Raw genomic sequence first — 26011 nt, 5'->3', positions numbered from 1 at the left:
CCCGCGCGGTTCAACCAGGGCTTACCGCCAGCAGACCGGGCTCGCCGTCATGCCTCCGCTGCGCGCGTTCGAGGATGAATTCGATCATCATTGCCAGCGCGCGCGGATGATGGCGGTTGGGCATGTACAGCATATACATGCCGCGCCCGAAAATGCTCAACCGCCAGTCCGTCAGCGCCGGTAACAGTTCGCCGCGCACGATGTCTTCATGCACCACGTAGTCCGGCACCACGCCCACGCCCAACCCCGCGCGGATGGCGTCGCGCAGGAAAGCGTAGTTGCGGGAAATGACGGTGGGTTCCAACACAACATGCTGGCGGGGCTGGCCGCCGTAGTAGGCCGACAGGCGCAGCGGCCGCCCGATCACGGCGGCGCTGATGACGGGCGTGCCGGCCAGGTCTTCCGGCCGCTGCGGCAGGCCGCGGCTTGCCGCATAGTCGGGGGACGCGCAGGCCACGTAGCGCACCTGACCCAGTTCCCGCGCGACCAGGTGCTGCGGCGGGTCGGACATGATGCGCACGGCGATGTCGACCTCGTCGCGCAGCAGGTCTTCGACGCTGTTCTCGAACAGCACGTCCAGCACGATGTCGGGGTATGTCTTCTTGAATTCAAGCAGCCAGGGCGTCATTACGAACTGCCCGTACCCGCTGGGCACACTCAGGCGCACCTTTCCCTGCGGCGTCTTGCCCAGCGTTTCGATCGACTCGCGCGCGGCCGCCAGTTCGTCCTGAATGCTGCGGCCGTGCTTGTACAGCTTCAGGCCAATCTCGGTGGGCTCCACGCGCCGGGTCGTGCGCCGCACGAGCTGCATGCCCACCGATCGCTCGAGCTGGCTCAGGTGATAGCTGACGTTGGCCCGCGTCATTTTCAGGCGGCGCGCGGCTTCGCTGAGATTGCCCGCGTCCAGGATTTCGACCAGCAGGGTGAGGGATTTGGTGTCCATGACGGCGCTCCTTGCCGTGCATTGTCAAATTTTCTTATCCGGAGTGTCAATTATCGATGCCATTGTCAAGACATCTTTGCTGGGAAAGAATAAAGCCATAACAGACGGGCCACGCCTGGCCCGCCCCAGGCTCCGCTCGCGCAGCCGTCGGCGCTCCGGCATGCCGGCGCGGCGCGCGAGCAGGAAGCGATTAAGGAGACACTGTCCATGACAGACAGCGCAAGCACCGGCGCGGCCCAGACGCGCCGCCATGAAGACATTATGGTCGTCGTCATCGACCATCCTCCCGTCAACGCCCTGAGCGCCACCGTGCGCCGCACGTTGTCCGAGGCCATCGCGCAGGCGCAGACGGACACGCGGGTGCGCGCGATCCTGCTCATTGGCGCCGGCAAGAATTTCATCGCGGGCGCCGACATCCGCGAATTCGGCAAGCCGCCGCAACCGCCCCTGCTGCCGGACCTGTGCAACCAGATCGAAGCCAGCGCCAAGCCGGTCATCGCCGCCTTGCATGGCGCGGCGCTGGGTGGCGGGCTTGAGATTGCGCTGGCGGCGCACTACCGGGTGGCGCTGGCCAGCGCCAAGCTGGGCCTGCCCGAAGTGAACCTGGGCCTTTTGCCCGGCGCGGGCGGCACGCAACGCGCGCCCCGTTTGATGGGCGCCGCCGCGGCGCTGGACATGATGCTGAGCGGCAAGCCCCTGTCCGCCGACGCAGCCCTGGCAGCGGGGCTGGTCGACGCCCTGGCCGCCGAGGACGATCCATTGGACGCCGGCCTGGCCTACACGCGCCAGCTGCTGGCGCTGAACGCAGGCCCGCGCCGCACGCGCGACGCGGGTCATGCGCTGGCGGACCAGACTGCGCAACGCGCGGCGGTGAACGCGGCGGCCGAACGCGTGGCCGACACCACCCGTGGCCTGTATTCCCCCGCCAAGATCGTGCAAGCCGTGCGCGCCGCGATCGACCTGCCCTTCGACGAGGGCCTGCGCACCGAACGCGCCCTGTTCCTGCAATGCCTGGACAGCCCGCAACGCGCCGCGCTCATCCACGCGTTCTTCGCCGAGCGCGACAGCGCCAAGATTCCCGAGCTCAAGGAAGCCCGTTCCCGTCGTCTGGAACGCGTGGGCATCGTGGGCGGCGGCACGATGGGCGCGGGCATCGCCGTGGCGGTGCTGGATGCCGGTCTGCCGGTGGTGATGGTCGAACAGGATGATGCGGCCCTGGCGCGCGGCCGCACCCGCGTCGAACAGGTGTACGACCTGCTGGTCAAGAAAGGCCGCATCACCGCTGACGAACGCGCGGCCCGCCTGGCGCGCTTTACCGGCGCCACGGATTACGACGCGCTCGGCGAGGCCGATCTCATCATCGAAGCCGTGTTCGAGGACATGGCCGTCAAGCAGGCGGTCTTTGCGCAGCTGGACCGCGTGGCCAAGCCCGGCGCGGTGCTGGCCACCAATACCTCTTATCTGGACGTGGACCGGATCGCCGAAGCGACGCGCGGGCCCGCCGACGTGCTGGGGCTGCACTTCTTTTCGCCCGCCAACATCATGAAGCTGCTGGAAGTGGTGGTCGGCCGTCATACCGCGCCGGATACCGTGGCCACCGGCTTCGAGCTGGCGCGGCGGCTGCGCAAGATTCCCGTGCGCGCGGGCGTCTGCGACGGCTTCATCGGCAACCGCATCCTGGCCGTGCACCGGCAGGCGGCCGACATGATGATGGAGGATGGCGCCTCGCCGTACGACATCGACGCCGCCGTGCGCGCGTTCGGCTATCCGATGGGTCCCTACCAGATGGCCGACCTGGCGGGCGGCGACATCGGCTGGGCCACGCGCAAGCGCCGCGCCGCCACGCGCGATCCCGCGCTGCGCTATGTGCAGATTCCCGACCGCCTCTGCGAGCGCGGCTGGTTCGGGCAGAAGACCGGCCGCGGGTTCTATCTGTATCCCGACGGCGCCCGCCAGGGCACGCCAGACCCCGAGGTGCTGGCCATCATCGACGAAGAACGCCGCCGCGCCGGCGTCACGCCCCGCCCATTCACGCAGGAAGACATTTTGCGGCGCTATCTGGCCGCCATGGTCAATGAAGCCGCCAACGTGCTGCATCAGGGCATCGCGCTGCGTCCGTCCGACATCGACGTGGTGTTCCTGTCCGGCTACGGCTTTCCGCGCCATCGCGGCGGCCCGATGCACTACGCCGACAGCGTGGGCCTGGCGCAAATCCTGGCCGACATCCGCGGCTACGCGGCCGAAGACCCCGCGTTCTGGAAGCCGTCGCCGCTGCTCGTGCAGCTGGCCGAATCCGGCCGCACCTTTGGCAGCCTGAACGCCGCCTGATCCAAATACCTTTTAGGAACCCCAATGCGCGAAGCCGTCATCGTCTCCACTGCCCGCACCCCCATCACCAAGGCGGGGCGCGGCGAATTCAACCTGATCGCCGGGCCCACGCTGGCCGCGCACGCCGTGCGCGCCGCCGTGGACCGCGCCGGCATCGACCCCGCCCTGATCGAAGACGCGTTCATCGGCTGCGGCTATCCGGAAGGCGCGACCGGGCGCAACATCGGCAGGCAGGCCGTCATCCGTGCCGAGCTGCCTGTCAGCGTCGGCGGCGCCACGATCAACCGCTATTGCGCGTCCGGCCTGCAGGCGATCGCCTCGGCCGCGAGCCGCATCGTGATGGATGGTGCGCCCGCCGTGATCGCCGGCGGCGTGGAACTGGTATCGCAGATCCGCACGCGCGACGATGGCGTCAGCGGCATGGACCCATGGATCGTGGCCAACAAGCCCGAGCTGTACCTGCCCATGATCGAGACCGCCGACATCGTGGCCGCGCGTTACGGCATCAGCCGCGAGGCGCAGGACCGCTTTGCCGCGCAAAGCCAGGCGCGCACCGAGGCCGCGCAAGCCGCCGGCCGCTATCGCGAGGAGATCGTTCCGGTCACGACCACCATGTCCGTCACGGACCGCGCGACAGGCGCCGTCACCGAGCGCGAAGTGACGGTGGACAAGGACACCTGCAACCGCCCCGGCACCACCTACGAGGCGCTGGCCGGCCTGGCCCCCGTCCGGGGCGAGGGCCAGTTCGTCACGGCGGGCAATGCCTCGCAGCTGTCGGACGGCGCGGCGGCCTGCGTGCTGATGGAAGCCGCCGAAGCGCAGCGCGCCGGCATCCGGCCGCTGGGCGCGTTCCGCGGCCTGGCCATCGCCGGCTGCGAGCCCGACGAAATGGGCATCGGCCCGGTGTACGCGGTGCCCAAGCTGCTGGCCCGCCACGGCTTGAAGGTGCAGGACATCGACCTGTGGGAACTGAATGAGGCATTCGCGTCGCAGGCGCTGTATTGCCAGGAAAAGCTCGGCATCCCCATGGATCGCCTGAATGTGGACGGCGGCTCCATCGCCCTGGGCCATCCCTTTGGCGTCACGGGCGCGCGGCTGGCAGGCCACGTCCTGATCGAAGGCCGCCGCCGCGGCGCCCGCTACGCCGTCGTCACGATGTGCATCGGCGGCGGCATGGGCGCGGCCGGCCTGTTTGAAATCTACTGAGAGACCCGCATGGATCTGGAATTCACCCCCGAAGAAATCGCCTTCCGCGACGAGGTGCGCGCCTTCCTGGACGCGAAGCTGCCGCGGCGGCTGTCGGACAAGGTCAGCGAAGGCAAGCTGCTGACACGCGACGACATGACCGAGTGGCATGCCATCCTGAACGCGCAAGGCTGGCTGGCCACGCATTGGCCCGTTGAATATGGCGGCACGGGCTGGAGCGCATCGCAGAAGTACATCTTCGACAACGAATGCGCGCTGGCCAATGCGCCGCGCATCGTGCCCTTCGGCCTGAGCATGCTGGGACCCGTGCTGATCAAGTACGGCACCGAGGCGCAGCGCCGCTACTGGCTGCCCCGCATTTTGGACGGGTCGGACTGGTGGTGCCAGGGCTACTCGGAACCCGGCGCGGGCTCGGACCTGGCGTCGCTCAAGACCACGGCCGTGCGCGACGGCGACAGCTATGTCGTCAACGGCCAGAAGACGTGGACCACGCTGGGCCAGTACGCCAACATGATCTTCTGCCTGGTGCGCACCTCGCAGGAAGGCCGGCGCCAGGAAGGCATCAGTTTCCTCTTGATCGACATGAACAGCCCGGGCATCGAAGTGCGCCCGATCATCACGCTGGACGGCGAGCACGAGGTCAACGAGGTGTTCTTCTCGGACGTGCGCGTGCCTGCCGAAAACCTGGTCGGCGAGGAAAACCGCGGCTGGACCTGCGCCAAGTACCTGCTGACCTATGAACGCACCAACATCGCGGGCGTCGGCCAATCCACGGCCGCGCTAGAGCGCCTGAAAGCCGTGGCCGCGCGCCAGAAGCGGCACGGCCGCCCGCTGGCCGAAGACCCGGATTTTGCCGCGCGCCTGGCGCGCGTGGAGATCGAGCTGGCCAACATGCGCACGACCAACCTGCGCGTAGTCGCGGCGGTGGCTGGCGGCGGCGCGCCCGGCGCGGAGAGCTCGATGCTGAAGATCCGCGGCACGCAGATCCGCCAAGAGATCAGCGCCTTGAACCGCCGCGCCATGGGCCCGTACGCGCGCCCCTTCGTGCCCGAGGCGTTGCACGACGGTTATGACGCGCCCCCCATCGGCCCGGACGGCGCAAACAGCGCCGCGGCGCAGTACTTCAACAACCGCAAGCTGTCGATCTTTGGCGGCTCCAATGAAATCCAGAAGAACATCATCTCCAAGATGATCCTGGGACTGTAAGGGCTGGCCATGAATTTCGAACACACCGAAGACCGGCGCATGCTCTCGGACATGCTGCGCCGCTTTGTCGCCGAGCAATACGACTTCACCACGCGCATGCGCCACGCCGAATCGCGCGAGGGCTACAGCCCCGAGTTCTGGCGCCGCTACGCCGAGCTGGGCGCCATCGGCGCACTGTTCACCGAGGCCGATGGCGGCCTGGGCGGCGCGGGCTTCGATATCTCCGTCGTCTTCGAAGCCCTGGGACGGGGCCTGGTGGTCGAGCCCTTCCTGGACGCCGTGATGGTCGGCAGCGCCATCGCCGCGGCGGGCTCGCCGGCGCAGCGCGAAGCCCTGGACGGCCTGATCGCCGGCAGCCTGACCGCCGCATTGGCCCACGCCGAACCGGCGTCGGGCTACGACCTGAATCAGGTGGCCACGCGCGCCGAACCCAGCTCCGACGGCTGGGTGTTGAACGGCGCCAAGGCCGTCGTCTACGCGGGCGAACATGCCGACCTGTTCCTGGTGTCGGCGCGCACGGCGGGCAATGTCGACGACGAATCGGGCATCGGCCTGTTCCTGGTGACCCGGGGCACGCCGGGCCTGGCGCTGCGGGGCTACGGACTGATCGATGGCGGTCGCGCAGCGGAACTGGTGCTGGACAACGTCAAGCTCGCCCCCGACGCCCTGCTGGGCGACGCGCAGGCCGGTCACGCGCTGCTGGAACGCGCCGTGGGCCGCGGCATCCTGGCGCTGTGCGCGGAAGCCGTGGGCGCCATGGACTGCGCGCGCGACGCCACGCTGGAATACCTGCGCACGCGCCGCCAGTTCGGCGCGCCGCTCGGCAGCTTCCAGGCCTTGCAACACCGCATGGCCGACGTGCTGCTGGAAATCGAGCAGGCGCGCTCGGCCGTCATCAACGCGGCGGCCGCTGTGGACCATCCGGATCGCGCCACGCGCGAACGCGCGCTGTCCGCGGCCAAGGTCACGATCGGCCGCATCGGCACGCTGGTGGCCGAGGAATGCATCCAGTTGCATGGCGGCATCGGCATGACGTGGGAACTGCCTCTGGCGCACTACGCCAAGCGCCTGGTCATGATCGACCACCAGCTGGGCGACGAAGACCACCACCTGCGGCGCTACATCGCGCTGGGGCAGGCATGAGCGCGCAGGCACGGCCATGATCGACTCCCCTTCCTTGACCCGCGCCCGCCCCATTGCCGCGCCCTTTGCCGCGCCGTTTCCGGTACGCACGGCGCAGGACGTCCAGCGGCTGCAGGCGCGGCCGCTGGCGGACACGCTCACGGTACAAAGCACCTACGAGATCTTCTGCAACTCCGCGGCTGCATTCGGCGACAGGCGGGCGCTGACCTTCCTGCGCAGCGCCGACCCGGCAGACGATGCCATCAGCTGGACCTACCGTGAACTGCTGGCCGGCATCCACCAGACCGCCAACCTGTTGCATAGCCTGGGCATCCGCGAAGGCGACGCCGTGGGCGTGCTGCTGCCCGGCTGCCTGGAATACCACCTGGCGCTGTGGGGCGGCGAGGCGGCGGGCATCGTGCAGCCGCTCAATCCCCTTCTGACCGACGACAAGCTGGCATCCTTGATGACCACGGCGGGCGCCAAGGCGCTGATCGCCTATGGGTCCGACGTGGAATGCGGCTCGTGGTCCAAGGCGCTGCGCCTGATGGAACGCGTGCCGACCCTGAAAACGCTGCTGCGCGTGGCGCCGTGGCACGAGGCCGAAGCCGACCGCCCCGCGCTGCCGGACTTCGCGCGCGATTTCAACGCGGCCCGCGCCGCCCAGCCCGCCGACCGCCTGGTCAGCGAACGCGTCATCCGCGCCAGCGATGTGGCCGCCTACTTCCACACCGGCGGCACCACGGGCGCGCCCAAGCTGGCCATCCACACGCACGCCAACCAGGTGTTTTCCGCGTGGGCGGCCGTGCAGCTGCAAAACGCCGGGCCGGGCGACGTGGTCATCAACGGCTATCCGCTCTTTCACGTGGCGGGGGTGCTGCCGGCGTCGCTGGCAGCGTTGTCGGCTGGCGTCGAAACCGTCATTCCCACCACCCTGCTGTTGCGCAACCGCGATGTGCTGCGCAACTACTGGCGTCTGGTCGAAAAGCACCGCGCCACCTCGCTGCAAGGCGTGCCGACCATCCTGGCCGCGCTGGCCGAGGTGCCGCTGGACGGCGCCGACATCTCATCGCTGCGCTACTGCCGCACGGGCGCGGCGCCCCTGCCCGCCGAGCTGGCCGCGCGCTTCAAGCGCCTGTTTGGCCTGCATGTCAGCGAAAGCCTGGGCATGACCGAGATGGCCGGCATCACGTCGATCTCGCCGCCGGGCTGCGAATTTCCGGTCAATTGCGTGGGGTTTCCGCTGCCCTACGTACAGGTGCGCATCGTGGGGCTGGACATGCCCGCGGGCCAGCCCGCGCTCGACCTGCCCGCCGGCACGCCGGGCATGGTGCTCATCAAGGCGCCCAACGTCATCCCGGGCTTTCTGGATCCCGCAGACACCGCGCAAGCCTTCACCGAGGACGGCTGGCTGATCAGCGGCGACGTCGGCTTCATGGATGCCGAGGGCCGCCTGCATCTGCAAGGGCGCGCCAAGGACCTGATCATCCGCGGCGGCCACAACATCGATCCCAAGACCATCGAAGACGCCCTGGCCACGCATCCGGCCGTGCAACTGTGCGCGGCGGTCGGCGCCCCCGACGCCTACGCGGGGGAATTGCCGATCGCGTTCGTCACGCTGGCCGTAGGCCGCGAGGCGACCGAGGCCGAACTGGTGGCCTACGCCGCCGCGCACGTGGATGAAGGGCCGGCACGGCCCAAGCGCGTGGTGATCCTGGACAGCATGCCCATGACCAACGTGGGCAAGATCTACAAACCCGATTTGCGCCGCCTGGCGACCGCCGTGTCGGTCGAGGCTGTGGTGGCGCGCACCCTGCAAGCGGCTGGCCGCGCCCAAGACGATCCCGTCTTTCGCGTGCTGGCCGATGCGCAACCGGATGTCGCCGTAGAAGCCGGCGCCGGTGCGCCCGCGCCGCTGATCGCCAGCCTGCGCGAGGCGCTGTCCCGGCTGCCTGTCAAAGTCGACGTACGCGATTGACTGGCATCCCATAACAACACCCACCAGGAGACAACACCCATGGCCCGACTGCCCCTGCGACGCGCTTGCCTCGCCGCCCTTACGCTCACCCTGGCAAGCGCCGCCTTGCCTTTTTCCGCCAGTGCGCAGACCGACTTTCCCACCAAACCCATCACGCTGATCGTGCCCTTCCCGGCCGGCGGCTCGACCGACCGGCATCTGCGCATCGTGGCGCAGGATGCCTCCAAGACCCTGGGCCAGCCCGTCATCGTGGAGAACCGCCCCGGCGCGGGCGGCACGCTGGGCACCGCCACCATGGCCAAGACCGCCAAGCCGGACGGCTACACCATCGCCCTGTACACGCTGGCAATGCTGCGCATGCCTTACATGCAGAAAAGCAGTTGGGATCCGATCAACGACTTCACTTTCATCCTGGGGCTGTCGGGCTATACGTTCGGCTTCACCGTCCGCTCGGACTCGCCCTACAAGACGTTCAACGAGTACATCGAGGCCGCGCGCAAGGCGCCCGGCAAGATCGACTACGGCTCGACCGGCATCGGCTCGTCGCCGCATCTGATCATCGAAGAGATCGCCATCAACGCGAACGTCAAGCTGAACCATGTGCCGTTCAAGGGCAACGCCGACATGCAGCAGGCGCTGCTGGGCGGCCACGTCATGGCGCAGAGCGACGCCACGGGCTGGGACCAGTTCGTCGATTCCGGCAAGATGCGCCTGCTGGTCACCTTTGGCGACAAGCGCACGACCCGCTGGCCCGACGTGCCCACCGCGCAGGAGCTGGGCTACAAGGTCGTGTCCACTTCCCCCTACGGTCTGGCCGGTCCCAAGGGCATGGACCCGGCGGTCGTGAAGATCCTGCATGACGCGTTCAAGAAGGCCCTCTTCGATCAGGCCAGCATGGACGTCATGAAGCAGCTCAATCAGGAGCCGGCCTATCGCAGCAGCGAGGACTACAAGGCGTGGGCGCAGGCGACCTTCGTCAAGGAAAAGGACCTGATCGAGCATTTGGGGCTGATGGCCAAATAACAGTGGCCTGACCGGGCGCCGGGGTTGGCGCCCATTTGGGCCCGGCAGCCGGCGCGGCGTGCGGACAGATTTTGCATGCAAGAAATGTCCACCGCCGCGCCTGCCTTTTGTTAGACTGGCTGCCCGATGATTTTCCACACCGGCAGCCGCTGCCGAGCCTCATGATCCAGGACGCCCAGCCAGACCCCAGCGCCGACGACATCGCAAGGGAAGTGTCCGCCGCCATCGTGGCGCACAAGCTTCCGCCCGGCACCCGGTTGCGCGAAGAGGCCCTGGCCCGGGTCTACAAGGTCAGCCGCACCAAGATCCGCGCGGCGCTTCTGATGCTGTCCAAGGACAAGCTCATCAACATCGTGCCGGACAAGGGCGCCTTCGTCAGCAAGCCGGATGCGAACGAGGCGCGCGAGGTCTATGCGGTGCGCCGCATCCTGGAGGCCGCGCTGGCCCGGGAATTCGTGGCGCGCGCCGGACCTGACGATTACAAGCGCATCGACGACCACCTGGCCGAGGAACGCCGCGCGCTCGACAGCGGCGACGTGCAGACGCGCAACCGCCTGCTCAGCCATTTCCACATCCTGCTCGCCGAAGCCGTCGGCAATTCCGTGCTGACCGGCATGCTGCGCGAACTGTCGGCGCGCAGCGCGGTGATCACCGTGCTGTATCAGACCTCGCACGACGCAAATTGCTCGTCGCGCGAGCATCACGCCTTCATCGAGGCGGCGCGCGCGGGCGACGCCGAGCGGGCCTGCGCCCTGATGGACGAACACCTGGAGCATGTGTTGACCGCGCTGGACTTCACCGGGGACAAGCAGGCCGGCAGCGACCTCGTCGCCGCGCTGCTGAGCTGACGCCCTTTCCGTCCCGCTATCCCGCGCGCAGCAATTGTTCCATGCGCTGCTGCAGCCAGCGCTCCGTCTCGTTGAGCACCGCCCCCTGCATCCATAGTGTGCGCACCGACAGCATGGGCAACGCCAGTTCCGCGCAGGGCAGCGGCCTGAGCGTCGTGCGAAAACTCTCGTACTCCGCAATGTTCAGGGGCAGGATCGCAAAGCCCAGCCCGTCGGCCACCATCCCCGCAATGCTGTAGAAGCTGTCGGTGCGCCAGACTGTCGGGCTCAGCACCATGTCCTCCACGCCTTCCATCTGCATGACCAGCTGGCGGTGACGCGCCAGATCCTCGCGCGACACCTGCGGCAAGCCCGCCAGCGGATGGCCGGACGCCACGAAAATCCCCTGCGCCACGTTGCCCAGGGATTGGTGCGCGAAGTCGCTGCCGGGATCGCCCCGGTCGAAGTGGAACGCGATGCTTGCCCGGCCCTGGCGCACGTAGTCGGCGACCTCGGTCGCGGTGCCGTTCAGTTGCGTCAGCTCCAGCGCCGGAAACCGCTCGGCCAGTTCCACCACCAGCGCGCCCAGCACCAGATAAGGCAAGGCTTCATCCAGCGCAATGGACAGTCGCGCCTCCTGTCCGCCGGCGAACGCCAGCGCCCGCTGCGACAACCCGCCGGCCTGGCGCAGCAGTTCCTTGGCCTCCAGCAGCATCACCTCGCCGGCCGGCGTCAGCACCGCGTTGCGGCGCGACCGGTCAAACAGTTCCACCCCAAGATCCGCCTCCAGCAGCCCCACCGCCGTGCTGACGGCCGACTGCGCGCGCCCGATGCGCCGCCCCGCCGCCGAAAACGAACCCGCTTCCGCCGCCGCCACGAATTGCCGCAATTGATCCAACGTCCACTGCATGGAGTGCTCCTGATTAACCATCTATTTTATAGATGGAATCCAACTTTTTATGGCCAATATCTAGATGGATAATGCGATCCGTGATCCCGAGCGCGCCCGCCGCGCCGGGATCACGGTTTTCAATAAGGAGTAGAACCATGCAGCGGACTCATTCGAACGCTGTCGCCGCGGCCGCCCCCGGCCGCTGGCTCGTGCTGGCCATCGTGTCCAGCGCCTTGCTGCTGATCGTCGTGGACATGACGGTCCTGTACACCGCCCTGCCGCGGCTCACCCACGAACTGGGCGTCACGGCCTCTGCCAAGCTGTGGATCGTGAACGTCTACGCGCTTGTCGTGTCCGGCCTGCTGCTGGGCATGGGTACGCTGGGCGACCGGCTGGGGCACAAGCGCCTGTTCATGATGGGGCTGGCCGTGTTCGGCGCGGCATCCCTGGCTGCCGCCTACTCGCCCGGCGCAATCGTCCTGATTGCCGCGCGCGCGTTGCTGGGCGTGGGCGCGGCGATGATGATGCCCGCCACCCTGTCCATTCTTCGTCTTGCGTTTGCCGACGAGCGCGAGCGCGCCGTCGCGATCGGCGTCTGGGCCTCGGTCGCCTCGGGCGGCGCGGCGCTGGGGCCCGTCGTGGGTGGCCTGCTGTTGGAGCATTTCTGGTGGGGTTCCGTGTTTCTCATCAACGTGCCCATCGTGCTGCTGGCGCTGCCGCTGGCATGGCGCTTCATTCCGGCCAGCCGGCCTGACGCGTCGCGCCCCTGGGATCTGGCCGGCTCGCTGCAAGTGATGGCAGGCATGGTCCTGTGCGCCTACGCGCTCAAGGAGCTGGGCCGCGCGTCGCCTTCCTGGCTGCAAGCCGCGCTGGCCTGCGCGGCAGGCGCCACCATGCTCGCCATCTTCGTGCGGCGGCAGCGGCGGCGTCCCTACCCGCTGATCGACTTCTCGATCTTCCGCAATGCGTCCTTCAGCTCTGCCGTGGCGGCCGCGCTGTTTGCCGCAGCGGCGCTATTGGGCATGGAACTGGTGTTCAGCCAGCGGCTGCAACTGGTGCTGGGCATGTCTCCGATCCAGTCCGCGCTCTTCATCCTGCCGCTGCCGCTGGCCGCGTTCGTGGCCGGGCCGCTGGCCGGCCTGCTGCTGGGGCGCATCGGCAGCCGGCGCCTGCTGTTCCTGGCGCTGCTGGTGTCGGGCCTGGGCATGGGCGGCTATCTGCTGACGTACGATGGAGCCGTGATGCCGCAACTGATCAGCCTGTGCGTGCTGGGCCTGGGCATTGGCGCCACCATGACAGCCGCCTCCAGCACCATCATGCAAAGCGCCACCCCCGAGCGCGCCGGCATGGCCGCGTCCATCGAGGAAGTCTCGTACGAGCTGGGCGGCGCGCTGGGCGTGACCTTGATGGGGTCCATCCTGTCGGGCGTCTACGCGCAATCGCTTTCCGTGCCGGCAGGCGTGACGGCCACCGGTGCGGCGCGCGACAGCCTGGACGAAGCGCTCGTCGTGGCCGAAACCCTGCCTGCCGACCTGGCGGCCACGCTGACGTCGCTGGCCCGAAGCGCCTTCGAAACCGGCTACGCCGCGGTGATCGCCACTGCCACGATCATGCTGCTGGGCACGGCCGCGTTCGTGCTGCTGAACCGCACCCGGCGGACAACACAACCCGGCTGAAGGCGCGCCCGCCCGGCCGCAACGTCAGCACACCGCCCGGCCCGCGCCGCTCAGCCGTTGCGGAACGCGTGATCCAGGTCCGCGATCAGGTCTTCCTCGTGTTCCAGGCCAATCGACACCCGGATCAGCCCTTCGGACACCCCCGCCGCATCGCGTTCCTCGGCGGGCACGCCGGAATGCGTCGTCGATGCCGGGTGGCACACCAGCGTTTCCGTGCCGCCCAGGCTGACGGCCGAGCGGAACAGATGCAGGGCATTGATGAAGCGGAACGCGCGCTCGCGGCCGCCTTCCAGCACGAAGGCGAAGGTCGAACCCGGTCCGGTGCACTGGCGCTTGTAGACCTCTTGATAGGCGCGGTCCGCAATCAGTTCAGGGTGGAACACCTGCACCTTTTCGTACGGGTTTTCCGCCAGCCACTGCGCGACGCGCGTCGCCGTGCGCGCCGCCTGCTTCATGCGAAGCACCACCGTCTCCATCGACCGCGTGATCATCCAGCATGAATGCGGGTCCAGTTGCGAGCCGAAGGCGCTGCGGATGGCGCGCACCTTCTTGATGAGCGCCTTGCTGCCGGTGACCGCCCCCGCCACCAGATCGCTGTGACCGCCGACATACTTGGTCAGCGAGTACACCGACAGGTCCACCCCGTGTTCCGCCGGCTTCTGAAAGATGGGCCCCAGCAGCGTGTTGTCGCATACCGAGATCGGCCGGTAACCATGCCGCGTCTCGAACGCATCCAGCTCGTTCTTCATTGCCTCGAAATCGAACAGCGCGTTGGTCGGATTGGCGGGCGTCTCGACATAAAAGAGCTTGACCGGGCCTTTCTCGGCCGCCGCGTCCAGCGCCGTGCGCATGCTGCGGGGCGACAACCCGTCCGCGACGGGATGCGAACCAATGCCCCACTCCGGAAAGATCTTGCCGATCAGCGTCTCTGTGCCGCCATAAAGCGGCACAGACTGCACCAGCTGGTCCCCCGGCCGCAAAAAAGCCATCAACACCGCGCTGATCGCGGACATGCCGCTGGACGTGACCGCCGCGTCCTGCGAGCCGTCCAGCAACGACAGCCGGTCCTCCACGATCTCCAGGTTCGGATGATTGAACCGGCTGTACACCAGCCCCGCCGTCTCGCCCTGCGGCAAGGGCTTGCGGCCCGACACCAAATCAAAGAACGCCGCGCCGTCCTCGGCCGTGCGGAACGCAAACGTGGACGTCAGAAACACCGGCGGCTTGACCGCCCCCTCGGACAGATAGGGATCGTAGCCATAGGACATCATCTGGGTTTCGGCATGCAGGGGACGGCCGAAGATGTCCTTCTTGTGGTAGCTCGAGTACGTCATGGTGTGCCTCTTTCTGGTGTTCCAGCCAAGCGGGCAGGCGCGTCACGCATCTTTCAGACAATAACGCCGGGGCGCGAGCGAGGGGTTGCAGGTTGTGACCCGCTGGAGCGAATGTTTTTTTAATGTACCCACAATGACAAAAACCTAGGGTAAACACCTTCTATTCCCCAAGAAATTGGCGATCTATAAACACACATTGTTTTTTTTATGTGTTTTTAAGATGAAAATCGCACTGATTGGATGCGGCGAAGTCGGGCACTGCTATACCCTCGCCTGGACCGCCGCAGGTCACCGCATCTTCGGCATCTGCGAACTGCGCGCGGACGAAGAAATGGCAGCGCGCGCCCGGGAAGCCGGCGCCGCCCTGCGCACCGAACCTGGCCCCTGGCTGGCCGAGGCGGACGTAGTGGTTTCCGCCGTGTACGGCTACAACGCCGCCGAGGTCGCGGCCAAGGCGCTACCGCATATGCGCGCCGATGCGGTGTACGCCGACTTCACCACCGCCAGCGCCCCCGACATGCAGAAGGCCGCCGCCGCAGCTGCCGCGCACGGCATCCCCTTCATGGACGTCGCCATCATGGGCGCCATCGCCCTGCTGGCGGAGAAGACGCCGCTGCTGTGCGCCGGCGATGGCGCGGCGGTTGTGACGGCGCTGGGCGAAAGCGCGGGCGCGACGGTCCGGATCATCGAAGGAAAGCCTGGCGATGCGGTGCGCCTGAAGCTCCTGCGCAGCATCATGACCAAGGGCATGGAAAGCCTGGCGGTCGAATGCCTGGTCGCGGCCGAACGCATGGGCCTGCGCGATTCGCTGTACGAAGTGCTGGCCGACATCGACCGCACGCCGCTGACGGCGTTCATGGATTCGTTCGTGCGCTCGCACGTGCTGCACGCGCCGCGCCGTCTGGCCGAGGTGCGCGAAGCGCGCGACCAGTTGCACGAAGCGGGTCTGGAGCCGCTGGCGCTCAACGGCGTCGAAGCGCTCTTTGCCCGGTCCGCCCGCGGCATCGAGGCCGCGCGCGCGAACGGCGAGGCCCCAGCCGCCGACACGGTCCAGGCGCGTCTTGCCTGGCTGACCACGCTGGCCCGCCAGTCCTGACACCCCACCGCGCCCCAGAGCGCGGACCGAATCCGCAATAACACTTAGTGAGGAAGACAATGAAACTGTTCAAGAAACTGCTGGCCGCATCCCTGGTGCTGGGATGCGCCGCGGCGCAAGCCGCCGACCTGGGCTCGGCGCCGATCACCCTGATCTCGCCCTTCCCGCCCGGCGGCGGCACCGACACGCTGACGCGCATGATCGGCAGCGCGATCAGCCAGGACGCCGGCTGGAACATCGTGGTCGAGAACAAGCCCGGCGCCGGTGGCAACCTGGCGCTGGACGCCACGGCCCGCGCCCGCCCGGACGGCCACACGCTCGTCATGGCGCAGACCGACAACATCGTGCTGAACCCGTGGCTCTACAGCAAGCTCAGCTACGACACCTTCAAGGACTTCAAGCCGGTGGGCCCCGTGGCCTCTTCGCCCAGCGTCTTCGTCGTGCTGCCCGACTCGCCCTTCAAGTCGCTCGGCGACGTCGTGAAGGCCGCCCAGGCCAAACCCAACCTGGTTTCGCTGGGAATCCCCGGCATCGGCGGCACCGGTGACCTGACCGGCTATCTGTGGCGCAAGGCGGCCAAGATGGAGCTGATGCACGTGCCCTACCGTGGCTGGAGCCAGGCCTTCCCCGATCTGGCCAGCGGCCGGATCGACATGTACGTCGGCTCGGTGGCGTCGCTGCTGCCGCAGATCCGCGGCGGCAAGGTGCGCGCGCTGGGCGTGGTCGCCAATGAGCGCTCGCCCGCCCTGCCGGACGTGCCCACCTTCCCGGAAAGCGGCTTTCCGACCATCAACCAATCGATCTGGTGGGGCCTGATGGCGCCGGGCAAGACGCCCGACGACGTCGTCGCCGCGCTGAATACCGAATTGCAGAAGGTGCAATCCAACCCCGAATTGGTCAAGAAGCTTGAAGAGGCCGGCTACAGCGTCCTGAAGGGCTCGCCCGAAGACCTGGCGCGCCGCCACCGCGCCGATCACGACGCCTTCGGCAAGGTCGTGCAAGAAGCCGGCATTCCCAAGCAGTAAGCCCCACACGTATCCATCCAGCGATCAGGAGCAGAGATGACAGGTTTTGAAATCCACGCCCGCCAACGCGCGGTCAGCAAGGAACTCGTCGAGAAATTCCGCCAGGTGCCGGTGGCCAACGTCAGCGACTGCATGTCGCGCATGACGGCCGGCGGCGCTCGCCTGCGGCCCATGCACGACGGCACGCCCCTGGCCGGTCCCGCCCTCACGGTGCGCACACGTCCCGGCGACAACTTGCTGGTGCACAAGGCGCTCAGCCTGGCGCAGCCGGGCGACGTCATCGTGGTCGATGCCGGCGGCGACCTGACCAACGCGATCATCGGCGAGATCATGACCACCTATGCCGAGTCGCGCGGCATCGCGGGCATCATCATCAATGGCGCCATCCGCGACTGCGGCACCATCCGCCGCAGCGCCTTCCCCGTCTATGCGGCGGGCGTCACCCACCGCGGGCCGTACAAGGACGGCCCGGGTGAGATCAACTGCGTCGTCGCGCTGGACGGCATGACCATCGCGCCGGGCGACCTGATCCTGGGTGACGACGACGGGCTGCTCGCGGTGCCGTACGAACAGGCCGAAGCCATCTATCAGGCGGCAGCCGCAAAGCACGACGTGGAAACCAAGATGCTGGCCGATATCGCCGCCGGCACGCTGGACACGTCGTGGATCGACGCCCGCCTGCGCTCGCTGGGTTGCACGGGAGTCTAGCCATGCGCGATGCGGCAGTCAGCAGGCCCGATCTGCGCGTCGTGCGCCTGGATCTGTGGATCGATCCCGCGTTTGACGAGGCGATCGCGCGGGACGCCACGCTGGACCTGCGCGTGCTGCCGGCGCAAGGCGACGCGGTGACCGCGGCCGGCTTGGCCGGCGCCCACGCCTACCACGTCAGCGCGGCCAAGGACGAAGTCCCCGCGCGGTGGCAGGTGTCCGCCGACCTCTTGGCCCAGTGCCCCCAGCTGCTGTGCGTATCGTCCGGCGGCGCCGGTTACGACACGGTCGACGTGGCCGCCTGCACCCGCGCGGGCGTGGCCGTGGTGAACCAGGCCGGCGCCAACGCCGCGTCGGTGGCCGAGATGACCTTCGCCTTGCTGTTGTCGCTGGTCAAGCGGTTGGGCGAGTCGGAAGCCGCGCTCAGGGCGGGCACCGCTGTCAGCCGCGAGGCGCTGATGGGCCGCGAGATCGAAGGCCGCGTGATCGGCATCGTCGGCATCGGCGAGATCGGGCGCCGCGTCGCCCGCATCGCGGCGGGATTCGGATTGAAGGTCATTGCCTACGATCCGCTGCTGGCCGACGCGCAGATCGCCGAACGCGGCGCCGCGCCCGTCAGCTTCGATGCGCTGCTGGCACAGGCCGACATCGTCAGCCTGCACTGCCCGCTGAACGCCGTGACGCGCGGAATGTTCGGCGCGGCCGCGCTGCGCCTGATGAAACGCGGCGCGCTGTTCGTCTCCACCGCACGCGGCGGCATCCATGACGAGGACGCGCTGCTTGCCGCACTCGAGTCCGGCCATCTTGCCGGCGCGGGCCTGGACGTCTGGCAGGTGGAGCCGCCCCCACCGGGCAGCGGCCTGCTGCAACGCCATGACGTGGCCGCCGCGTTTCACACGGGCGGCGTCACGCACGAAGGCCGCCGCAAGGTGGCGCAGGGTTCGGCCACGCAGATCATCGACATGCTGGCCGGACGCAAGCCCGCTCGCCTGCTCAACCCCGAGGTCTGGCCGCGCTTTCTGGCGCGTCTGGCCGAGCACGGGGTGAAGGTGTAGCGTCCGCCGTTGGTATAGTCGCAGCTTTGAAAACCGGGAAGAGCCAGCCTCCTCATGTCGAGCGCCAGTGATTACGTCTACGGCGAATTGCGCCGCCGCCTGATGGCCGGATCGTTCCTGCCCGGCGAGCCGCTGCGCGAGGAACACATCGCCACCCAGCTCTCGGTCAGCCGCACGCCCGTGCGCAACGCGATCGAACGCCTGATCGCGGACGGCCTGGTCACCCGCGAAGGCCGGCGCGGCGCGGTCGTGCTGGGCTGGCAGGACCGCGACATCGACGAAGCCTTCGAGCTGCGCATGCTGCTCGAACCCTACGCCGCCAAGACCGCCGCCGAACGCGCCGCGCCCGAACAGATCGCCGAGCTGGAACGCATCAACCAGTGCATGCTCGACGCGGTCAACTCCGGCGCGCCCGACCACGTCGCCCAGGTCCAGCACTACAACAACCTGTTCCACCACGCCCTGCTCGAGGCCGCGCAGTCCGCACGCGTGCGCTCCCTGGTCGAGAACCTGCTGGACATGCCGATCATCATCGGCTCTTTCTATTTCTACGGCCGCGAAGACATGCTGCGCAGCGTGGAACACCACCGCCAGATCATCGCCGCGATCCGCGCGCGCGACCCCGAATGCGCGCAGATCGCGGTGCGCTTTCACCTGGCGTCAACGCATCTTCTGTTCCGCTCGCACCGGAAGGATGGGAAGACGGGCGGGTAGGCTCGCGCAGGCCGGCGGCCAGACGCCTCAGATCTGTCCCGGCACCACCCGGTTGCGGCCCTGCCGCTTTGCTTCATACAGGCCCCGGTCGGCCGCCTGGATCAGCTCCGTGCACGGTTGCCCATCCAGCGGCACGGCGGTCGCCAGGCCGATGCTCACCGTCAGCCACGGCCCGAAGCCCGCGTCGCGTTGGGGAATCTGCATGGCCTCCACTGCGCGGCGCAGCTTTTCGGCGGCCAGGCGCGCGCTGCCGCCGGGCGTGCCCGGCAGCACCAGCGCAAATTCCTCGCCGCCGAAACGCGCCGCCAGGTCGGTGGACCGGTCGCAACTGGCGAAGATGGTGTTGGCGACGCGCTTGAGGGCTTCGTCGCCCGCAATGTGGCCGTAGGTGTCGTTGTACGACTTGAAGTGATCCACGTCGATCATCAGCATGCTGATCTCTCGGCTGTCCCGGCCAGCGCGCTGCCACTCGGCATTCAGGTACTCATCGAAATAGCGCCGGTTGCCCAGCCCGGTCAGGCCGTCCGAATTGGTGAGCCGGCGCAGTTCCATGTTGCTTTCCAGCAGTTGCTGCTGGCTCTGGCGCAATGCCTGATAGGCTTCGTCGCGCTGCACCAGCGCCATGTAGGAACGCGAGTGGTAGCGGATGCGCGCAATCAGCTCGATCGAATCCGGCAGTTTCACCAGGTAGTCGTTGGCCCCCGCCGCGAAGGCCGCGCTCTTGATGGCGGGATCTTCCTTGGTGGACAGGACGATGATCGGGATGTCGCGCGTCACGGGATGGCCGCGGTATTCACGCACCAGGGAAAGGCCGTCCACGCCGGGCAGCACCAGATCCTGCAGGATGACCGTGGGCCGCGTCTGGATCGCCACGCTCAGCGCCTTGTAGGGATCCGAGCAATAGTGGAAATCGATGTTGGCTTCGGGCACCAGCGCGCGCCGGATGGCTTCTCCCACCATGACCTGGTCATCGACGAGCAACACCATCGCCCCGTGCGAATTGAGATCCGCGGAAACCGTGTCTTCAGGGGATGGCAGCATAGTGGGTCCTTGATGTCCTACGTTGTGCCGCGCCTCAGGCAAACGCCCGGATGACGCGAGACGCAATTTGATCGAGCGGCCGAATCTCGACCGCGGCCTTCATGGCGGCAGCCGCTTTCGGCATGCCATAGACCGCGCTGGTGGCCTGGTCCTGCGCGATGGTGAGGCATCCGCGTTCGCGCAGCGCCTTCAGGCCGCGCGCCCCGTCCTGGCCCATGCCGGTCAGCAGCACGCCGACCGCAATGCCGCGCCAGTGCTGCGCCACGCTATGGAAGAAAACATCGATCGAAGGCCGATACAGGCTTTCGCGGGGGCAGTCGGTGTACCGCAGGGTACCATCCTCGCAAAGCGCCAGATGATCATCCGTGCCCGCGAGCAGCACCTGGCCTGGCAGCGGCGATTCGCCTTCGCGCGCCAGCCTGACCGGCAGCGGCACCTGGTCGTTCAGCCAGTCGGCCATGCCCGCTGCGAACGAGGCGTCCACATGCTGCACCAGCACGATGCCGGCCGGAAAATCCAGGGGAAGATCGCGCAGCAGCTGCGCCAGCGTGGCCGGGCCGCCGGCCGATGCGCCGATGGCAAGGAGGCGCCGCGCGCCGGCGGACGCGGCGGGCTTACTGACCGGGCTGAGCGCCGGCCGGTTGCCGTAGCGGCCGATCAGCCAGCCGATGTTGCGGATCTTGCGCAACAGCGGCGCCGCCGCCGTGCGCATGTCGGTCGCGCCCACCATGGGCGTGTCCACGGCATCCAGTGCGCCGTGTCCCATGGCATCGAAGACGCGCGAGGTGTGCCCCGCCACGTCGGAGGTCACCACGACGATGGCGCACGGCGTTTCCGCCATGATGCGGCGCGTGGCCTCGACGCCGTCCATGACGGGCATGATGAGGTCCATCAGCACGACATCGGGACGGTCGCGCGCGCATTGCTGCACGGCCTCCAGGCCGTCGGACGCCGTCCAGGCGATCTCCAGCCCGGGTTCCAGAGCGATGACGCGCCGCAGGACTTCGACGGCAAGCGGCATATCGTTGACGATCCCGATTCTCACGTCCGAGCCTTCCCGATGAGGTCTTCCACGGCGTCGAGCAGCGCATCATCGTGAAAGCTGCCCTTGGCCAGATAATAGTCGGCGCCGGCGTCCAGCCCGCGCTGCCGGTCCTCTTCCCGGTCCTTGTACGACACCACCATGACGGGCAGCGCCTGCAGCCTGGGGTCGGCCTTGATGCGCGTCACCAGTTCGATGCCGTCCATCCGCGGCATGTCGACATCGGTCACGATCAGGTCGAAGTCCTCGTTGCGCAACATGTTCCAGCCGTCCATGCCGTCCACGGCGACCGCCACATCGAACCCGCGGTTCAGCAGCAGCTTGCGCTCAAGCTCGCGAACCGTCAATGAATCGTCCACCACCAGCACGCGCTTGCGGCGGCGCGCGGCCGCCGCGCCCGCCCCGCTGTCCACCCGCGACAGGCGCCCGCCCTCGATAAGCTTCTGAACGGACACCAGCATGTCCTCGACGTCCAGAATCAGGAGCGGCGTGCCGTCGTCCATCAGCGAGCCGGCCATGACGTCCTGCACCTTGCCCAGCCGGGGGTCCAGCGGCTGCACGACCAGCGTGCGCTCGCCCACGTACCGGTCGACGGCGATGCCGTAGAGGCGGTCGTGATCGCCCACCACCACCACGGACAAGGTATCGGCGGCCGGGGCGGCCTCGCCGGCGCGCAGGATCTGCCGCGCCGACACCAGGCCGATCTGCCGCCCCTGGAATCGGAAGTGCTGCTGGCCTTCCAGCTGCTCGATGTCGGTGGCGTCCACCTGCAACGCGTGGCTGACGTAGGCCAGCGGAAATGCGTAGATCTCGTCCTGCACCTCGACCAGCAGGCTGCGCACCACCGACAGCGACAGCGGCATCTCCAGCACGAAACGCGTGCCCCGGCCCTGCTGCTGGTGGACCCGCACGGCGCCGCGCAACTGGCGCACCATCGTCTGCACCACATCCAGCCCCACGCCGCGCCCGGAGATTTCAGTCACCTCGTCGCGCGTGCTGAAGCCCGAGAGGAACAGGAATTCCAGCAGTTCGGCTTCGCTCAGGCGTGCCGCGGTCTCGGCATTGGTCAGCTTGCGTTCGACCACTTCCTCGCGCAGGTGATCCAGCGATATGCCGGAGCCGTCGTCGGCCAGTTCGACCAGCAGCATGCCCGCCGAATGGCGCGCCGACAGTGTGATCAAGCCCTCGGCCGGTTTGCCCGCCTGTTCGCGCTGCGCAGGCGACTCGATGCCGTGGTCCACGGCGTTGCGCAACAGGTGCATGAGCGGCGCATCCAGTTTTTCCAGGATGTCCCGGTCCACCTGCGTGTCTTCGCCCTCGATCTCCAGGCGGACCTGCTTTCCCAGCGAGCGGCCCAGGTCGCGCACCATCCGCGCCATGCCGCCCACACCGTCGCCAAAAGGCCGCATGCGGCACGCGAGCGCGGTGTCGTACAGCCGCCGCGTCAGGTGGTTCATGCGCCAGCCGAACTCGTCGACTTCACTGGCGCGCAGCGTCAGTTCCCGCTGGCATTGTTCGAGGATGCGGTGGGCATCGTCCAGCGCCGCCTGGCCGCGCGCATCGAGCTGCTGTTCGGCCAGCACGGCGCGCACCCCGTCCAGCGCGTGCGCCGCGCCCGCCTGCAGCCGCCGCAGCCGCAGCATGGCGGCGCTGAAGGGCCCTACCCATTGCGACTCGACCAGCGTTTCGCTGGACAGGCCCAGCAGCTTGTTCAGCGTATCGGCTGTGACCCGCAGCACCCGCTCGCCCTCGCCCGCGCCGCGGTCCGAACTGCGGCGCGCGGGCGGGACCGCGGCGGCCGCGTCCACCACTTGGGGCTTGTCTGCGGGCGCCGGGGCTGCCGGGACGGGCGCATCTTCCGTCAGGCGTATCGGCGGCAGATGGCCGCTCGGCCGGGAAGGACGCGCCGCCGCGGCCGGCGGTGCGGCGGACAGATTGGGCGCGCTGCTCAGCCGCGCCACCAGGTCGCCGATCTCGGCGTCCAGTTCCACGCCGGGCGTGGCCACGCGCTGCAGCAGGTCCGTGCCCAGCAGCAAGGCGTCGATGTCGCCGGCCTGCAGACGCAGACGGCCCTCCTGGGCGGCCACAAGGCAGTCTTCCATGGCGTGCGCGATACGCACGGCCGGATGCAGGTCCACGATGCGCGCGGCGCCCTTGAGCGAGTGGGCGGCACGCATGCAGGCCTCGAGCTGCGGCGCGGACGTGGGATTTTTCTCCAGGGCGAGCAGCCCGTCGTTGAGCACCTGCACCTGGGTGCGGGTCTCGATCTGGAACAGTTCGAGCAGCGACGCATCGCGCATCTGATCGGGATTCACGCGAGGCTCCGTTCCAATGCCTGCATCAGCAGGGTTTCGTCCAGCACGCCCACCGCGCGGCCGCCGCAGCGCGCCACGCCGCGCGAGTACTTCAGGCTGGCGCCCTGCACCGTCGAGGGCAGCGGCTCAAGCGCGTCCAGGTCCACCTCGTGCATGCCCTCCACCTCGTCCACCGGCAGCACCACGGCGCGGCCCGCGCCGCCGAATATCAGCATGCGCGCGGTGGCAGGCCGCTCGCGGGCCTGCGGCGCAGCGGCGTCCAGACCCAACAGGCGCGTCAGCGATACGCAGACGGTCAGCGTGCCGCGCACGTTGGTCATGCCAAGCACGGCGGGATCACGCCGGTGCGGCAGGCTGATGATGCCCCGCGTGCCGGCAACCTCGTCCAGCGATCGCGTCGGTAGACCTATCCATTCACGATGCAGCCTGAACACCAGAAGCGACGACAGGTTGGCCGCGTGCTTTGGCGGCGCGGCTTCCTCGTCTTCCTGCATGGCGGGCGGCAGACGGTCAAGGATGCGCTTGGCCGCCGCGGCATACACCGGACAGTTGCGGCAATGCACGTGTTCGGCCAGCTGCCCGCAGCTTTTGTCGCCACGGATGCCGATGCGGTTCCAGCAGTCGTCCACGCCAGAAAGCGATGCCATTGCGTCAGTCACGTCGCGCCTCCCCGCGCGCTGCGCGCGCCTGCAGGCGGCGGGCGCCCTCTTGATCCCCGTCCGACGCCACCAGCGCGGCCAGATGCAGCAACGCCTCGCGGTGGTTCGGATCCAGGTAGAGCGCTTTGCGGTAGGCGGCCTGCGCCTGCCGCGACTGACCTTGCGCATCCAGCAGCAAGCCCTGCAGATGCAGGGCCTCGGCGCTGGCGCCATGAATGTCCAGATGCGCCTGGCACTGCGCCATCGCGTCGCGCACCCTGCCCAGGTCGGCCAGCGCGGCGATCTCGCGCAGCGACGCCTGGGCCGCCTGCCCCGCGCCTTGCGCGGACGGCGCGTCGGCTATCGCGGCATGCGGCACGGGAAGCCGGGGCGCGGGCGCCTGCGCCACCGGACGGCGCGGCGGCGTCCAGGCATGCACAAGGGGCCGCTGGGCGGCCAGCGGCGCGCGCGCGGGGGTCGGCAACCCGGCCGGCGCCGGCGCGGGCGTGGCGCGAAATGCAAAGGACCGCGCCAGCGGCACCGCCGGCAGGCGGCGGCCCGTCAGAAGACTGGTTTCGGCGGGTCCCACGAACAGCAGGCCGTCCTCGCGCGCAAACCGGCGGAGCACTTGCACGGCGCGTTCCTGCGTGGCCATGTCGAAGTAGATCAGCAGGTTGCGGCAGAACACGAAGTCATACGGCGCGGCCCCTGCCAGCAGGTTTGGATCGAACAGGTTGCCGGGCTGGAACCGGACCTGCCCGCGCACCCGCGCCGCCAGCTGATGGCCTTCCGGCACTTCGGAAAAATGGCGGTCGCGGAACGCCAGATCGCCCCCGCGAAACGAATTGCGCCCGTACACGGCGCGCTGCGCAAATTCGACCATGCGCACGCTGATGTCCACCGCATCCACCTGGAACCGATGCGCCGGCACGCCCGCATCCAGCAGCGCCATCGCAATGGAATACGGCTCTTCGCCGCTGGAACACGGCACGCTCAACACACGAAGCACGCGGTTTTCGCAGCCCGGCGCAAACAGGCGCTCGCGCGCCAGCGTCGCCATGGCGACTTGGGATTCCGGATAGCGGAAGAACCAGGTCTCCGGCACGATCACGGCTTCGATCAGCTGCTGCATCTCGTCGGGCCAGGCCTGCACGCGCATCAGGTAGTCCTGCTCGTCGTCCACGCCGGCCGCGTGCATGCGATGCCGCACGGCGCGCTCGACGGCCGCCTGACCGATGGACCCGCTGTCCAGTCCCATGCGGCGCTTGAGCAGCCCGCTGAATTCCTCGATCAGGCTCATGGCTGCGCCTCAGTCATCGCAGCCTCGCCACCAGCCGGAAACAACATTGCCCGCACGAAATCGGGCAACAGGTCATCCACGCTGACGGCTTGCACCATGCCGTGCGCGTCGGACAGAACAGGACCCAGGTAGCGCGCCTCGGCATTGTCCAGCGCATGCGGCTGAAACGCAGCCGGGTCGTAGTGGACGGTTTCGGTGGCCTGCTCCAGGATCAGGCCTAGCAGGCGCTCGGCGCTGGTGGGACCAGCGCGGTAACGCACCAGCGCAAGCCGCGTGCTGGTCACCGCGGCGCACGCCCCAGCACCGGCCAGCGCGCTCATGTCGATGACCGGCACCGCCGTGCCGCGGCGCGCCATCATGCCCGCGACCCAATGCGGCGCACCCGGCACCTGCTTGAAGACGCGCAGCCCCAGCACTTCGGCGATATCCGCGGCGTCCAGCGCATAGCGGTCAGCGCCGATACGGAAAAGCAGATACAGCCGGCGCGCCGGGCCGGCATGGCCCGCGGCGGCACGTGGGCGGACGGCGGAAGCAGTCATGGA

22 protein-coding genes are annotated in these 26011 nt (G+C 68.3%); 13 read left to right on the top strand and 9 right to left on the bottom strand.

The features are described 5' to 3' along the window. Positions 1 to 10: 10 nt before the first annotated feature. Positions 11 to 943: a LysR family transcriptional regulator gene (locus FBY20_RS23745; protein WP_056318184.1), complete on the bottom strand. Its 933-nt coding sequence runs from the start codon at positions 941 to 943 to the stop codon at positions 11 to 13. A gap of 207 nt (positions 944 to 1150) precedes the next feature. Between FBY20_RS23745 and FBY20_RS23740 the strand changes: the two genes are divergently transcribed. The 7 genes from FBY20_RS23740 to FBY20_RS23710 all read left to right on the top strand — a co-directional run bounded on the left by FBY20_RS23740 (position 1151) and on the right by FBY20_RS23710 (position 10654). Next, positions 1151 to 3271, top strand: a complete 2121-nt coding sequence (locus FBY20_RS23740) for a 3-hydroxyacyl-CoA dehydrogenase NAD-binding domain-containing protein (RefSeq protein ID WP_142054932.1) — start codon at positions 1151 to 1153, stop codon at positions 3269 to 3271. A 24-nt stretch (positions 3272 to 3295) separates the two neighbouring features. Beyond that, entirely contained in the window at positions 3296 to 4477 is a 1182-nt protein-coding gene (locus FBY20_RS23735; RefSeq protein ID WP_056318180.1) for an acetyl-CoA C-acyltransferase, read from the top strand. A 9-nt stretch (positions 4478 to 4486) separates the two neighbouring features. Continuing rightward, positions 4487 to 5683 carry an acyl-CoA dehydrogenase family protein gene (locus tag FBY20_RS23730; RefSeq protein WP_142054930.1) on the top strand — a complete coding sequence of 399 codons (1197 nt, stop codon included), beginning with the start codon at positions 4487 to 4489 and terminating at the stop codon, positions 5681 to 5683. Positions 5684 to 5692: 9 nt separating this feature from the next. After that, positions 5693 to 6826: an acyl-CoA dehydrogenase family protein gene (locus FBY20_RS23725; RefSeq protein WP_142054928.1), complete on the top strand. Its 1134-nt coding sequence runs from the start codon at positions 5693 to 5695 to the stop codon at positions 6824 to 6826. Between the two features lie 16 nt (positions 6827 to 6842). Then, on the top strand, positions 6843 to 8783 hold the full coding sequence (locus FBY20_RS23720; RefSeq protein WP_255452465.1) for an acyl-CoA synthetase: 1941 nt from the start codon (positions 6843 to 6845) through the stop codon (positions 8781 to 8783). Between the two features lie 39 nt (positions 8784 to 8822). Next, the gene (locus FBY20_RS23715) at positions 8823 to 9806 is read left to right on the top strand and encodes a tripartite tricarboxylate transporter substrate binding protein (RefSeq protein ID WP_142054926.1); all 984 of its coding nucleotides are present in this window, start codon (positions 8823 to 8825) and stop codon (positions 9804 to 9806) included. 161 nt (positions 9807 to 9967) lie between these two features. Next, positions 9968 to 10654 carry a GntR family transcriptional regulator gene (locus FBY20_RS23710; protein WP_056318165.1) on the top strand — a complete coding sequence of 229 codons (687 nt, stop codon included), beginning with the start codon at positions 9968 to 9970 and terminating at the stop codon, positions 10652 to 10654. A gap of 16 nt (positions 10655 to 10670) precedes the next feature. Here the strand turns inward: FBY20_RS23710 and FBY20_RS23705 are convergent, their stop codons facing one another. Further along, a complete protein-coding gene (locus FBY20_RS23705; RefSeq protein WP_056318163.1) occupies positions 10671 to 11543 on the bottom strand; it encodes a LysR family transcriptional regulator in 873 nt (290 codons plus the stop codon). A gap of 137 nt (positions 11544 to 11680) precedes the next feature. Between FBY20_RS23705 and FBY20_RS23700 the strand changes: the two genes are divergently transcribed. Then, complete coding sequence (locus FBY20_RS23700) at positions 11681 to 13201, top strand: MFS transporter (RefSeq protein ID WP_056318160.1); 1521 nt, start codon at positions 11681 to 11683, stop codon at positions 13199 to 13201. Positions 13202 to 13251: 50 nt separating this feature from the next. Here FBY20_RS23700 and FBY20_RS23695 read toward each other — a convergent pair whose 3' ends face one another. Further along, on the bottom strand, positions 13252 to 14535 hold the full coding sequence (locus FBY20_RS23695; RefSeq protein ID WP_056318157.1) for a cystathionine gamma-synthase family protein: 1284 nt from the start codon (positions 14533 to 14535) through the stop codon (positions 13252 to 13254). Between the two features lie 220 nt (positions 14536 to 14755). On the opposite strand from FBY20_RS23695, the gene FBY20_RS23690 reads away from it, so the two are divergent. From FBY20_RS23690 to FBY20_RS23670, 5 genes are read left to right on the top strand one after another with little or no spacing between them, the layout of a single operon-like run. Continuing rightward, positions 14756 to 15631, top strand: coding sequence for an NAD(P)-dependent oxidoreductase (locus tag FBY20_RS23690; RefSeq protein ID WP_142054924.1), 876 nt, complete (start codon positions 14756 to 14758; stop codon positions 15629 to 15631). Positions 15632 to 15690: 59 nt separating this feature from the next. Beyond that, a complete protein-coding gene (locus tag FBY20_RS23685) occupies positions 15691 to 16656 on the top strand; it encodes a tripartite tricarboxylate transporter substrate binding protein (RefSeq protein WP_062841021.1) in 966 nt (321 codons plus the stop codon). A gap of 36 nt (positions 16657 to 16692) precedes the next feature. Then, on the top strand, positions 16693 to 17364 hold the full coding sequence (locus FBY20_RS23680) for an RraA family protein (protein WP_056318150.1): 672 nt from the start codon (positions 16693 to 16695) through the stop codon (positions 17362 to 17364). 2 nt (positions 17365 to 17366) lie between these two features. Beyond that, positions 17367 to 18419, top strand: coding sequence for an NAD(P)-dependent oxidoreductase (locus FBY20_RS23675; protein WP_142054922.1), 1053 nt, complete (start codon positions 17367 to 17369; stop codon positions 18417 to 18419). Between the two features lie 54 nt (positions 18420 to 18473). Beyond that, on the top strand, positions 18474 to 19133 hold the full coding sequence (locus tag FBY20_RS23670; protein WP_142054920.1) for a GntR family transcriptional regulator: 660 nt from the start codon (positions 18474 to 18476) through the stop codon (positions 19131 to 19133). A gap of 27 nt (positions 19134 to 19160) precedes the next feature. On the opposite strand, the gene FBY20_RS23665 is transcribed toward FBY20_RS23670, so the two are convergent. Genes FBY20_RS23665 through FBY20_RS23640 form a run of 6 tightly spaced genes read right to left on the bottom strand, consistent with a single transcriptional unit; the run spans position 19161 to position 26008 of the window. Continuing rightward, a complete protein-coding gene (locus tag FBY20_RS23665) occupies positions 19161 to 20174 on the bottom strand; it encodes a PleD family two-component system response regulator (protein ID WP_056318137.1) in 1014 nt (337 codons plus the stop codon). 34 nt (positions 20175 to 20208) lie between these two features. Further along, the gene (locus FBY20_RS23660; protein ID WP_056318132.1) at positions 20209 to 21219 is read right to left on the bottom strand and encodes a chemotaxis response regulator protein-glutamate methylesterase; all 1011 of its coding nucleotides are present in this window, start codon (positions 21217 to 21219) and stop codon (positions 20209 to 20211) included. Further along, the gene (locus FBY20_RS23655; protein WP_142054919.1) at positions 21216 to 23531 is read right to left on the bottom strand and encodes a hybrid sensor histidine kinase/response regulator; all 2316 of its coding nucleotides are present in this window, start codon (positions 23529 to 23531) and stop codon (positions 21216 to 21218) included. Before FBY20_RS23655 ends, FBY20_RS23660 begins: the two co-directional genes overlap by 4 nt. After that, positions 23528 to 24178: a chemotaxis protein CheW gene (locus tag FBY20_RS23650; RefSeq protein WP_142054917.1), complete on the bottom strand. Its 651-nt coding sequence runs from the start codon at positions 24176 to 24178 to the stop codon at positions 23528 to 23530. The genes FBY20_RS23655 and FBY20_RS23650 overlap by 4 nt, the downstream gene beginning before the upstream one ends. Before the next feature lie 4 nt (positions 24179 to 24182). After that, on the bottom strand, positions 24183 to 25469 hold the full coding sequence (locus FBY20_RS23645) for a CheR family methyltransferase (RefSeq protein WP_142054915.1): 1287 nt from the start codon (positions 25467 to 25469) through the stop codon (positions 24183 to 24185). Beyond that, positions 25466 to 26008: a chemotaxis protein CheW gene (locus tag FBY20_RS23640; RefSeq protein ID WP_142054913.1), complete on the bottom strand. Its 543-nt coding sequence runs from the start codon at positions 26006 to 26008 to the stop codon at positions 25466 to 25468. Before FBY20_RS23640 ends, FBY20_RS23645 begins: the two co-directional genes overlap by 4 nt. Between the last annotated feature and the right edge of the window lie 3 nt (positions 26009 to 26011).

The organism is Achromobacter sp. SLBN-14, from assembly GCF_006715415.1.
Lineage (GTDB): Bacteria > Pseudomonadota > Gammaproteobacteria > Burkholderiales > Burkholderiaceae_B > Achromobacter > Achromobacter mucicolens.
This window is presented reverse-complemented; position numbering and strand designations above follow the sequence as displayed.